6 protein-coding genes are annotated in these 12,994 nt (G+C 64.9%); 1 reads left to right on the top strand and 5 read right to left on the bottom strand.

The window, feature by feature from the left end:
• Positions 1-154 precede the first annotated feature (154 nt).
• Positions 155-1,882 carry a gamma-glutamyltransferase gene (gene ggt, locus VN004_RS04420; protein ID WP_414710226.1) on the bottom strand — a complete coding sequence of 576 codons (1,728 nt, stop codon included), beginning with the start codon at positions 1,880-1,882 and terminating at the stop codon, positions 155-157.
• Between the two features lie 165 nt (positions 1,883-2,047).
• A complete protein-coding gene (locus tag VN004_RS04415) occupies positions 2,048-2,557 on the bottom strand; it encodes a peroxidase-related enzyme (RefSeq protein ID WP_325607408.1) in 510 nt (169 codons plus the stop codon).
• Positions 2,558-2,937: 380 nt separating this feature from the next.
• Between VN004_RS04415 and VN004_RS04410 the strand changes: the two genes are divergently transcribed.
• Positions 2,938-7,776, top strand: coding sequence for an NAD-glutamate dehydrogenase (locus VN004_RS04410; protein ID WP_325607406.1), 4,839 nt, complete (start codon positions 2,938-2,940; stop codon positions 7,774-7,776).
• Between the two features lie 81 nt (positions 7,777-7,857).
• Here VN004_RS04410 and purH read toward each other — a convergent pair whose 3' ends face one another.
• The 3 genes from purH to htpX all read right to left on the bottom strand — a co-directional run bounded on the left by purH (position 7,858) and on the right by htpX (position 12,662).
• Positions 7,858-9,444, bottom strand: coding sequence for a bifunctional phosphoribosylaminoimidazolecarboxamide formyltransferase/IMP cyclohydrolase (gene purH / locus VN004_RS04405; RefSeq protein ID WP_325607404.1), 1,587 nt, complete (start codon positions 9,442-9,444; stop codon positions 7,858-7,860).
• Positions 9,445-9,616: 172 nt separating this feature from the next.
• Positions 9,617-11,386: a heparinase II/III family protein gene (locus VN004_RS04400; RefSeq protein ID WP_325607402.1), complete on the bottom strand. Its 1,770-nt coding sequence runs from the start codon at positions 11,384-11,386 to the stop codon at positions 9,617-9,619.
• A gap of 301 nt (positions 11,387-11,687) precedes the next feature.
• Entirely contained in the window at positions 11,688-12,662 is a 975-nt protein-coding gene (gene htpX / locus VN004_RS04395; protein WP_325607400.1) for a zinc metalloprotease HtpX, read from the bottom strand.
• Positions 12,663-12,994 lie beyond the last annotated feature (332 nt).

Here is a 12,994-nt window from a genome sequence, read left to right as displayed (position 1 = left end):
GTTGCGGAGGGCGAACGTCAGCAATTCAAATGTGCCACGTGCAGCCATGAAGTCGAGCGCGTGGTTGGCTCGCTGCCGAGCGATGCTGCAATCCAGGCCGAGGCCGAAAAGTTGCTCGGCATGAAGCGGCCCAAGCACTAGGCCAGGATCAGGCTCAATACCCGACCGCTGCGGCGCCGCGTGTGCGCGTGTCCGCGGCGCCGGCGAAGCCGTCCTTTGTGATCAGGATGGAGTTGGCGGACGTATTCGGCACCCGCGTCGCGAAGCGATGGCCGCGCTCTTCCAATCCCTTCAGCACAGTCTCCGGATAGGTCTTTTCCGCGAACACGGCGTCCGGCAGCCATTGATGATGGATGCGCGGCGCGGCAACCGCATCGGCGACGTCCATGCCGTGATCCAGCACGTTGACGATGATCTGCAGCACGGTGGTGATGATGCGGCTGCCGCCCGGCGATCCGGTGACGAGATACGGCTTGCCGTCCTTCAGAACGATGGTCGGTGTCATCGACGACAGCGGACGCTTGCGCGGCGCCGGCGCGTTGGCGGTCGCGCCAACAAGGCCGAAGGCGTTGGGCACGCCGGGCTTGGCGGCGAAATCGTCGAGTTCGTTGTTGAGCAGAACGCCGGTGCCGTCCGCGATCAGCCCGTTGCCGTAGCTCAGGTTCAGCGTGTAGGTGTTGGCGACCGCATTGCCGAAGCGATCGACGACGGAGAAATGCGTGGTGTTGTCGCCTTCGGCCGCCACCGGATCCCCGTTGCGGATCTCCGACGATGGCGTCGCGCGCTCTCCGATATTCTTGCTGATGGTGCGCGCATAGCTTTTCGAAATGAGCCCGTGCACCGGCACGCGCACGAAGTCGGGATCGGCGAGATAGACCGCGCGGTCGGCATAGGCGCGTCGCATCGCCTCGATCATCAGATGCGCGGTCTCGGCGCTCGAGGGGCCGGTCTTTTTCAGGTCGTAGGCCTCGAGCATGTTCAGCATCTCGATCAGATGCGTGCCGCCGGACGAGGGCGGCGGCATCGAGACGATGGTATGGCCCCGATACTTGCCGGTGACCGGCTTGCGCTCCTTGACCCGGTAAGCCTTGAAATCCTCCGCCGTCATCACGCCGCCGGCGTCGCGCACTGCGGCTGCGATCTTCTCGGCGATCTCGCCCTCGTAGAACGCGCGCGGTCCGTCCTTCGCGATCGCCGCGAGCGTGTTGGCGAGATCGGTCTGCACGAGGCGATCGCCTTCGCCGTATGACGAGCCATCCGGTTTCAGCATCACCTTCACCGAAGACGGCCAGCGTTCGAACAGCGGCTTTGCGGCGACGAAAGTGTCGGCGAGGTCGCCGGTCACGGTGAAGCCCTCGCGCGCGAGCTTGATCGCGGGCTCGAGCAACTGTGCGAGCGTGAACTTGCCCGAGCCGTATTTCTTGTGCGCAAGCGCAAGGCCCGCCACCGTGCCGGGCACCCCGATGCCGAGGCCCGAGGCCAGTGACTTCTGCGGATCGGCATTGCCGGCATCGTCTAGGAAGCTGTCCTTGTCGATCCTTGCCGGCGCCGTCTCGCGATAATCGATGGCGATCGCCTTCTTCGGCTTGGCCAGCCAGATCACCATGAAGCCGCCACCGCCGATATTGCCGGCCCGCGGATAGGTCACCGCCATCGCAAAGCCGGTCGCGACCGCAGCGTCCACCGCGTTGCCGCCGGCCTTCAGGATGTCGACTCCGATCTGCGCGGCGAGGGCCTCCTGCGCGACCACCATTCCGTTCTTCGCGATGACGGCCTGCGGGCGCGGCGCTTCGGACAGCGGCTTGTCATGGACCGGACCTTCCTGCGCGAGCGCGGGGGAGGCGAATGTCAGAAGGCAGGCGAAGACAATCGATCGAAGCATTGCGAAGCAATCTGGTGGTTTATGGCTCCCCCTGAAAGGGGGAGGTCGACTGCCATCGCACAGCGAGGGCAGTCAGTGGGGGTCTTACTAGCAAACATGGCCGGACCCCACCCGACTCGCGCTATGCGCGAGCGACCCCCCTTTCAGGGGAGGGAAGAGAAAAGATCACCGCGCCATGCCGTGATAAACGCTGTTCGGCCGCATGTCGGTCGCGGTCGCGACCCGGTTGGACATGTTGTAGAAGCCGGCAATTGCGGCAATATCCCAGATGTCCCGGTCGGAAAAGCCTGCGCGCCGCAGGCTGTCGCGATCGTGATCCTCAACCGCCCAGGGCTCGTTGGTCAGCTTGACCGCGAAATCGAGCATTGCACGCTGGCGCTTCGAAAGCCGTGCCGCGCGATAATTCATCACCATCAATTCGCCGAGCGCCGGATCGCCGGAAAGCTGCCGCACCGCCGAGCCATGCGCGACGAGGCAGTAATAGCAGCGATTCTGCGACGACACCGCGACCGCGATCATCTCGCGCTCGAGCTTGCTCAGGCCCGAGGGGCCGAGCATCAGATCGTTGTACATGGCGACGAAGGCTTCGAGTTTCTTCATGTCGAAGGCGTAGGCCTTCAGCACGTTCGGAATAAAGCCGAGCTTCTCCATGCATTTGTCGAAATAGGCCTGCATGCTCTCGTTCAGAACGGGCTCCGGCAGCGACAAGGCGACGAAGGTGATGTCGTCCGCGGCGGCGGCACTCGGTGGTGTCGGCTTGAATGCCGTCACGGATGTGTCACGACGCGATGCTTTGCTTTCGCTTCTCGCTGCGGCGGCCCGCGAGGATCTCCGCACTGGTTTCTTCGATGGTCTTGCCACGCGCTCTGCTCCGTCACCGATCTTTCCCGAGCGTATCCTTCGCAGCACCGGGACGAAATCCAAAGCTTGCATGTTGCAATGCAGCAGAAGCAGCCCGGTATGATGCACGGCTTGAGAATCACCGGACGTGGGCGGCAAGACCTCGACGAAGCCCGTCGTGTGGAGGACACTCTCCGCTTCAGGAGGCCTGATCGATGAATATCCAGAAGCCGGTTCCGGCCGCAGGTGAAGGACCTGTGGGGGCCCTTATTGCGCGGGCGTCGGAAATCCTGCGGGACCAGCAGGCAAAGGTTCCGGATGGGTTCGCCGCGCTGCTGTTCGCGCGCGCTTCGGCCGAGGATCTCGCGGTTTATACCCCCGAGGAAATCGCCGCCTTCGCGGCGCAGGCCTATGCCTTTCTGTCGGAGCGCAAGCCAGGCATCCCGAAAATCCGCATCTATGCGCCGGCCTCCCCCGCGCCGGTCGCGGAAAGCAATTCGGTCTCGGTGCTCGAGATCATCAACGACGACATGCCGTTCCTGGTCGATTCGGTGATGGCCGAGCTCACCGCGCGTCACGCACGCGTGAAACTCGTGGTGCATCCGATTCTGGCGGTGGCGCGGAACCACACCGGACATATCGAACAGGTCTCCGCGGAAGAGGCGGCGAGCGAGGAGGCTCGGCGGGAAAGTTTCATCCACGTCCATATCGATCGCCTGATGGACGTTGCCTCCCAGAACACGCTGATCGTCTCGATCGAGCAGGTTCTCGCCGATGTCGCGGTCGCGGTGCAGGACTGGCGGCCGATGCTCGGACGCGTCGGCGAACTCATCGCCAACATGAAGACCAATCCGCCGCCGGTGCCGGAAGCCGAACAGAAGGAGGCGGTCGACTTTCTCGAATGGCTGGTCGCCGAGAATTTCACCTTTCTCGGACTTCGCGAATATCGCGTCGGGCCGGATCGCGAGCCGCACCTCGTGCAGGGCTCCGGGCTCGGCGTGCTGCGTCGGGCCGATGTGCAGGAATTAAGGGGCCGGTCGGGACAGGAAGTCATCATCCGGGGGCTTCAGACTTATTACAGCGAGCCGACGGCGTTGCTGATCACCAAGGCCAGCCTGCGTTCACGCGTGCATCGCCGCGTGTTCATGGACATGGTGAGCGTGAAACGGTTCGACGCCAACGGCAATGTGTCGGGCGAGCTGCGCGTCGTCGGCCTGTTCACCTCCACCGCCTATACGCGTTCGACCCGCTCGATTCCCTATCTGCGCCGCAAGGTCGAGGCGCTGCTCAAGCGCGCGCGCTTCTCGCCGTCGGGGCATTCCGGCAAGGCGCTTGTCAATGCGCTCGAGACCTATCCGCGTGACGATCTGTTCCGGATCGACGACGACCTCCTCTACCAATTCGCGATGTTGATCCTGCAGCTCGAGGAGCGTCCGCGCGTCCGCGTGCTACCGCGCCGCGATCGCTTCGACCGCTTCATGTCGATCCTCGTTTATCTGCCGCGGAGGCGTTCTTCGAACGATGTGGTCGAGGCGGTGGGCGAATTGCTCGCCGAACGCTACAAGGGTCACATCAGCGGCCTCAACCTGTTCTTCCCGGAAGGGCCGATGATGCGCGCGCATTTCATCATCGCGCGCTCGGCGGATCGCATCGATGAGCCGGACCGGGCTACGCTGGAAAGCGGCGTTTCGGCGATCGTGCGTACCTGGGTGGATGCGCTCGGCGAAGAGCTTGCTCGCACGCAGGAGCCCAGCCGTGCGCGGCATCTGTTCGAGCGCTACCGCAAGGCTTTCAGCGCGAGCTTCCGCGATCGCTACTCGCCCGAGACCGCACTCGACAATATCCGCACCATCGAGAGCCTCAGCGCGGAACGGCCGCTCAGCGTCGATTTCCATGAGCGGCATGAAGGCGACGGGCGGGTGATCGGCCTCAAGGTGTGGAGCTATGGCGGTGCCATTCCGCTCTCCAGCCGCGTGCCGATGCTGGAAAACATGGGGTTCAAGGTCGTCGCCGAACGAACCTACGAGATCAGGCCCGGAACGCCGGCGGGCACGCATGTCTGGATGCACGACATGTCGCTCGAGAGCGCGGATGGAGCGCCGATCGATGTCGAAAAGCTGCAGGTCGCGCTCGAAGCCTGCTTCCTGATGGTGATGCGCGGCATCGCCGAGAACGACGGCTATAACGCGCTCGTCCTGAAAGCCGGGCTGCAGTGGCGCGACATCGTCCTGATCCGCTCGATCTCCCGCTTTCTGCGGCAGGTGCGGTTGCCCTTCTCGCAGGACTATATGTGGAACACGCTGCGTGCCCATCCGCAGATCGCGTCGCAGATCGTTGCGCTGTTTCACGCGCGCTTCGATCCGCGCGAACTGGCCGAGGCTGGTCGCACGGCGAAGCAGGCCGAGATCGTTGCCGCAATCGAAGCCGCGCTGGAGAAGGTTCCCTCGCTGGACGAAGATCGCATCCTTCGTCACTTCGTCAACGCGGTGCAGTCGGCGATCCGCACCAACTTCTTCCAGATCGGTGACGACGGCCATCCGAAGGCGGTAATTGCGATCAAATATGAAAGCGGCAAGCTGACCACGCTGCCGGCGCCGCGCCCGCTCTACGAAATTTTCGTTTATTCGCCGCGCGTCGAAGGCGTGCATCTGCGTTTCGGCAAGGTTGCGCGTGGCGGTATCCGCTGGTCGGACCGTCCGCAGGACTTCCGCACCGAGATTCTCGGTCTCGTGAAGGCGCAGCAGGTCAAGAACGCGGTGATCGTGCCGGTTGGCGCCAAGGGCGGATTTGTGCCCAAGCACCTGCCGATCGGCGGCGGACGCGATGCGATCGCGGCCGAAGGCATCGCCGCCTACAAGCTGTTCATCGATGCGCTGCTCGATGTCACCGACAATCTGTCGGCCGATGGCGAAGTGATGCCCCCCGCCAATGTGGTGCGTCACGATTCCGACGATCCCTATCTCGTGGTGGCCGCCGACAAGGGCACGGCCACCTTCTCCGACACCGCCAACGACATCTCGGTTTCTCGCAATTTCTGGCTCGGCGATGCCTTCGCCTCGGGCGGATCGGCCGGCTACGATCACAAGAAGATGGGCATCACCGCGCGCGGCGCGTGGGAGGCGGTGAAGCGGCATTTCCGCGAAATGGATATCAACATCGGCGTGACGCCGTTCACGGTGGTCGGCGTCGGCGACATGTCGGGCGACGTATTCGGCAACGGCATGCTGCGCGAAAAGACCATCAAGCTGGTGGCGGCCTTCGATCACCGCGACATCTTCATCGATCCCGATCCCGATCCGGAGAAAAGCTTTGCCGAGCGCAAGCGGCTGTTCGAACTGCCGCGGTCGAGCTGGCAGGATTACGACAAGTCTCTGATTTCGAAGGGCGGCGGCGTCTTTTCGCGCTCGCTGAAGGAGATCCCGCTGACGCAGGAGATGAAGACGCTTCTGAACCTGACGGCGGACAAGGTGACGCCGGTCCAGCTGATGAGCGCCATCCTCAAATGCGAGGCCGATCTTCTGTTCTTCGGCGGCATCGGTACCTATGTGCGCGCTGCCGACGAAACCGACGAGCAGGTCGGCGATCGCGCCAACGACGCGATCCGCGTCACCGGCGAAAGCCTCAATTGCAAGGTGATCGGCGAGGGCGCCAATCTCGGCATGACGCAGCGCGGCCGCATCGAGGCGGCGCAGAACGGAGTGCGTCTCAACACCGACGCGATCGACAATTCGGCCGGCGTCAACACCTCCGACCTCGAGGTCAATATCAAGATCGCGCTCGGCGGCCTGGTGCGGAGCGGCGCGCTGTCGCTCGAAGATCGCAACAAGCTGTTGTTCGAGATGACGGACGAGGTGGCGGCGCTGGTCCTTCGCAACAATTACCTGCAGACGCTCGCGATCTCGCTCGCCGAGCGCAACGGCACGGAGGATCTCGCCTCACGCCAGCGGCTGATGCAGACGCTTGAAGCGCGCGGCCTCCTCGATCGCGTGGTGGAATTCCTGCCCGACGACATCGAGATCACCGAGCGCCGCCGCCGCGGCCAGGCGCTGACGCGGCCGGAGCTGGCGGTGCTGCTCGCCTATGCAAAGCTGACGTTGTACAGCGACCTGATCGAAACCTCGGTGCCGGACGATCCGTATCTCGGCAAGGAGCTGATTCGGTATTTTCCGGCGGAGCTGTCGCGCCGCTATCCCGAAGCGCTCGAACATCACCGGCTGCGCCGCGAGATCATCGCGACGTATCTCACCAACTCGATCATCAATCGCGGCGGCCCGTCGCTCGTCGCGCGCATGTCCGACGAAACCGGCGCGACCGCCGACCGCATCGCGCGCGCCTTTGCGGCGGTGCGCGACAGCTATGGCATGGTCGAACTGAATGCCGAGATCGATGCGCTGGACAACAAGATCGACGGCGCGCTGCAGCTCGATCTGTATGCCGCCGTGAAGCGCCTCCTGATGGACCGCATGGTCTGGTTCATCCGTAATGTCGACCTCGATCAGGGTCTGATGGGTATCGTGGATCACTATCGCAGCGGCATCGAGGAAGTGGCGCAGGCGCTCGACGCGGCGCTGACCGACGACGCGGCGATCACGCGCAATGCGCGGGCCGATGAACTTACGAAGTCCGGCGTGCCGGAACCGCTGGCGAAGCACATCGCCAGTCTGCCGGCGCTGACGGTGGCGCCCGACATCGTGCTGGTGGCCGACAAATCCGGCAGCTCGGTGCGCGATGTGGCGCGCTCCTTCCTCGCCGTCGTGCGTTATTTCCGGCTCGAGCGCATTGCGAACGACGCGCGCGAGATTACGGCGGTCGATTATTTCGACCGGCTGGCGCTCGACCGCGCGCGCGATCAGCTTGCCGCTGCTGCGCGTCTCCTCACCACGGACGTCTTGCGGGGTGGTGCCGGCGTCGAGGCGATGGAGGCCTGGGTCAAGCCGCGCGCAACCGAGGTCGAAAGGATCCGCACCGCGATGCACGAGATCGCGGATACCGGGCTGACGCTGTCGAAGCTGTCGGTGGCGGCGAGTTTGCTCGGCGATCTCGCGCGGCGGTAGGCCGCAGACGCCAATCGAAGACTCCAACCCACGACGGTTTACATGTTTCCCTCTCCCCGCCTGCGGGGAAAGGGAAGGACGTCAATGCCGGAAATGCCGCGTACCGGTGAATACCATGGCGATGCCGGCGTCGTCGGCAGCCTTGATCACCTCGTCGTCGCGCATCGAGCCGCCGGGCTGGATCACCGCGGTCGCGCCGGCTTCGATCGCAACGAGCAATCCGTCGGCGAACGGGAAGAAGGCATCCGACGCGACCACCGAGCCTTTGGTCAGCGGTTCTCTGAGCCCGAGTTCCTTCGCCGCATCCTGCGCCTTGCGCGCGGCGATCCGCGCCGAATCGATGCGGCTCATCTGTCCCGCGCCGATGCCGACCGTGGCGCGATCCTTCGCGTAAACGATGGTGTTCGACTTGACGTGCTTGGCCACGCGGAAGGCGAAGATCAGGTCGCGCATCTCGGCGTCCGTCGGCGCGCGTTTCGTCACCGGCTTCAGCGTCATGTCATCGGCGACCGCGTTGTCGCGGCTCTGTACCAGGAGGCCGCCGGCCACCGACTTCACCAGCATCCCCTTCGCTCGTGGATCGGGCAGGCCGCCGGCAAGCAGCAGCCGCAGATTCTTCTTCGCGCCGACGATCGCGACGGCCTCTTCCGTGGCATCCGGCACGACGATCACCTCGGTGAAAATCTCGGTGATGAGGCGCGCGGCGTCCGCATCGAGCGTGCGGTTCAACGCGACGATCCCGCCGAAGGCGGAGGTCGAATCGCAAGCGAGCGCCTTGCGATAGGCGTCCGCCAGCGTCTCGCCTTCGGCGACACCGCAGGGATTGGCGTGCTTGACGATCACACAGGCCGCGCTGCGCGCCGGATCGAATTCAGCGACGCATTCGTAGGCCGCGTCGGTGTCGTTGATGTTGTTGTAGGACAGCTGCTTGCCCTGCACCTGCCGCGCCGTGGCAACGCCGAAGCGCTGTTCCGGGGTGCGATAGAACGCCGCCGTCTGGTGCGGATTCTCGCCATAGCGCAGGGCCTCGGCGAGCCTGCCGCCGAAGGCACGGTACGTCGGCGTCGCATCGGCAAGCTGCGCGGCGAACCAGTTGGAGATCGCGGCGTCGTAGGCCGCGGTCCGCGCATAGGCCTTGGCGGCGAGCCTCTTGCGGAAGTCGAGCGTCGTGCCGCCAGCTTTCAGCGCATCGATCAGCGGCGCATAGTCATCGGCATCGACGATCACGGCGACGTCGTTGTGGTTCTTCGCCGCGGCCCGGATCATCGCAGGTCCGCCGATATCGATATTCTCGATGCAGTCGTCGAAGCTCGCGCCCTTCGCCACCGTCGCTTCGAATGGATAGAGGCTGACCACCAGAAGGTCGATCGGCTTGATGCCGTGGCTCTTCATCGCGCCGGCATGTTCGGCATTGTCGCGGATCGCAAGCAGTCCGCCATGCACCTTCGGGTGCAGCGTCTTGACCCGGCCGTCCATCATTTCCGGGAAGCCGGTCAGCTGCGACACGTCGACCACCGCGATCCCGGAATCGGCGATCGCCTTCGCGGTTCCGCCGGTGGAGACGATTTCGACGCCTGCGGCATCGAGCGCGCGGGCAAGGTCGATCAGGCCGGTCTTGTCGGAAACGGAAATCAAAGCGCGTTCGATGCGGCGCGGGGAGGAGGGCATTCGAGGTCTCTCGCGTGAGCGCGGGCAGCGCCGCCCGCACTGTAAGCTCCCTCACCCCCAAAGGGGGAGGGCCGGGGAGCGGGTCTTCTACAGGAAGCCTTCGCGGAAATGGACCCCCGCCGGCCGGCCTTGAGCTATGCGCGGCCGTCGATACCCGGGGGAAGACCACAGGTCAGAGCGGCAATTCCGGTTCGTCCTTGCGCCGCTTGGCGGCGTCGGCGCTCTTGCGAGGGGCCGGCTGGCGGGGCGTATGGGAGAAGGTCCAGTGCACCCGGGGCACCTGTCGCGCGTGACCGTAGATCACAAGCTGCACGGTCCGCCGCGGACCCTCCGAACCGCCGAGATAGACGCTCTCCTCGATCTCGACGCGGTCCTCGTGGCTGTCGAAGCTCCACACATCCTTGTTCGGCAGAACCAGGATCGCGCCGTGCCCGTCGGAGCGCCGGCTGGCCTTCACGGCCGGGTGGAGATGGAAGCGCACCGCGAATTCGTCCAGCGCACCGAGCGGCAGCATCTCGCCGTGGGTGGGCATGAATACGTCTTCGCCTTCGAGCTTGTTGCCGCCCGCCGTCAGCATCACCGCGCGCTGATGGATGATGCCGAACCGGCTATAGCCGTCATGCGTGGCCCGCAAGACCAGCGAATCGCCGTGTTCACTGCGTTGTACCGAAACCCGCGACGGGCCATCGATGATCGGAACGCCGATCAGCTCGCGAAACGCGCCTTCCTCGCGGAATCGGCAGGACGATGCGTTGTTGAATGACACCGTCGAATGCGCAGGCGTTGCCCGGGCGACCTGGCGCCAGCTTTCCTTGTTGATGGCGGGTACGCCGCAATTCGTTACGATGCGCTGGCCGCCGGCACAGAATTCCAGGGCAAGGCATCCGGCATGCGCCTCCTGGCTGACGCGGACCGGCGGCGGCGCGCCGGTATCCATCAGCACCAGCAGATTGTCGACCTTGAGCCGCTGATAACCGGAATGCGGCGCGTTCGAGACCGGTTCGCCGCGCACGTCGTCATAGGCGAGGATGGTCGCGATGACGTCGGGGGCGGTCGGCCCCATGCCATTGAACAGCGCGAAGTTGCCGTCGTCGTGCCGGAAGAAGCGCAGCATCGGCATCATGCGGTCGATGGCGTTGAGAAGCTCCGGCGGCGGCGGCAGATTGCGGCTGGCAAAGGCCTGCTTGAGCGGCAGGAGATCCAGCAGCAATTCGATGATCGTGCCGGGGTTGCGGCTGATATGCCCGCCATCCGGCAGGATCTGCTCGTTGAGTTCCTCGGCGAGCCGCTTGGTCACGGCGCGGATGTGCCGCTCCTGGCTCGCCATGCACAGCGTCGCGTAGGTCAGCGCGATCGTGACCTGCAGCCGCGGCGCGCCGTCGCGCGCTTCCGATGCATTGAGGCGCAGGAAGCGCACCTGCTTCGTCAGGCTGCGCATGAAGCGGCGATAAAATGATGCCTCGACGTCCTGCAGGATCAGCGGCGACTGGCTGATCCAGGCTATCACCCGTCGCGACAGCACGTCTGATCGCCACGCCAGCGGATGCCAGCGGCCTTGCAGGGAAATCCACTCATCCACGAGCGCGCGCGCATTGGCGCGGGTGATGGCCGAATCGGCGGCGCGCAAATGGCGCAGCCATCCGAAGCTGGCGAGCTCGACGGCCCATTCTTCCGACGGCGGATTGAGTTCGAACGGCGAGCGGCCGTCGCAAATCACCACCTTGCCCGCGAACGCAAAACGCCCGGCATAGATCTCGCTGGCGCGTGTGCCGTCTGCGGTCCGCAGATCCTGCGGCGCCATCAAGAGGCGATCGGTTTTGCGCGGGATCAGGCGCCACGGCATCAGCGGCAGATTGTTGACGCGGCCGCTGGCCCGACGCAGCCCGCGGCGCATCAAGATCAGGGACAGCCTTGTCCGCTCACCGACCGTAACCCCCGCCATTGCCGTTCCAGGTTCCCCCTCTTCGCCACAGCCGTCCGAACGACGAATCCTGACCTAGCACCGGACGTCGAGATTCCGAAACCGAGCGGCTTCGTCCTGCGCGGTCAATTCGTCTCAATGACTGATTCTGCGTCCCCCCGGATCGCGCAGCCATCTCATGGGCGAATTGCGGCAGACGCGAGGCACGCGCCCGCCGGAATGGCCGTTAACGGCCTGAGATGATTGAGGTCTGGCGTTTTGTCATCCTCGCCCCGGCGCAGGGTGCGCGCGGGCGAGGATGAGCGTCAGGTTTGTGACGTGGCTAGCGGCCCCAGGGTCCGCCGGGCCGGGGACCGGTGCCGCCCGCGCCGCCCCAGGGCCCCGAAGACGGCACGCTGCCAGCCCGGCGCGGCGCTTCGGCATAGCCGCCGCCGAAGCCGCCCTGGCCCATCTCACGCGCCAATTGCTGCAGGGCCGCGATCCGGTTCTCGGTTGCCGGATGGGTCGAGAACAGATTGTCCATCCGCTCGCCCGACAGCGGGTTGATGATGAACATATGCGCGAGCGCAGGATCGCGTTCGGCGCGCTCGTTCGGGATCGCATGCGCCGCGTTCGCGATTTTCGCGAGCGCCGCAGCGAGCCAGATCGGCTGACCGCAGATCTGGGCGCCCATCCGGTCGGCGGAATATTCGCGGGTGCGGCTGATCGCCATCTGCACCAGCATCGCCGCGATCGGTGCCAGGATCACCATGGCCAGCGTGCCGATGAGGCCGAGGCCGCCGCCCGAATTGCTGTCGCGATTGCCGCCGAAGAACATGCCGAATTGCGCGAGCATGGAGATCGCACCCGCGATGGTCGCGGTAATCGTCATGATCAGCGTGTCGTGGTTCTTGATATGCGCGAGCTCGTGCGCGACCACGCCCGCGACTTCCTCGCGGGTCAGCCGCTCGAGCAGACCGGTCGTCACCGCGACCGCCGCATTTTCCGGATTGCGGCCGGTGGCGAACGCATTCGGCTGCGCCTCGTTCATCAGATAGACCTTGGGCATCGGCAACTGGGCGCGCGCCGCGAGCTCGGCGACCATGTTGTAGAGATCCGGCGCCGTGCGCGCGTCGACCTCCTGCGCGCCGGCCATGGACAGGACCATCTTGTCCGAATTCCAGTAGGTGAAGATGTTCATGCCGGCCGCCACCACCAGCGCGACCATCGCGCCGCCGGCGCCGCCGATCAGATAACCGACACCCATGAACAGGGCGGTCAGCCCCGCCAGCAACATGGCTGTCTTGAAATAGTTCATCGTCGTCCTCCAACCGGCCGCGCGAGCCGCGCGCTGATCCGGTCGCGACAAAGGATGGGAATGGGTAAAGGTTCCTTCAAGATCGCAGCGTCACTGCGCCGCTGTTCGCAGGTATCCGAGGGACGAATGAATACAACCTCAGATTGAGATTGCGAATCGGAGCGGAAAGTGGTCCTATAGGACCATGTTCCTTCACCAGACAAGTGTCCGGACCGGCCGGGATTGTGCTGATCGGCCTCGTGTTTGTCGCCGGAATGGCGGCGGGCGCCGCGCTGCAGCCGGGTTTCCGCCCGGTTGTAGCCGCGCCGCCTTCGATCCCGGCGGCGCGGGCG

Source organism: Pseudorhodoplanes sp., from assembly GCF_035565855.1.
GTDB lineage: Bacteria > Pseudomonadota > Alphaproteobacteria > Rhizobiales > Xanthobacteraceae > Pseudorhodoplanes.
The sequence above is the reverse complement of the archived record's forward strand: the minus strand, read 5'-3'. Positions and strand labels throughout refer to the sequence as shown.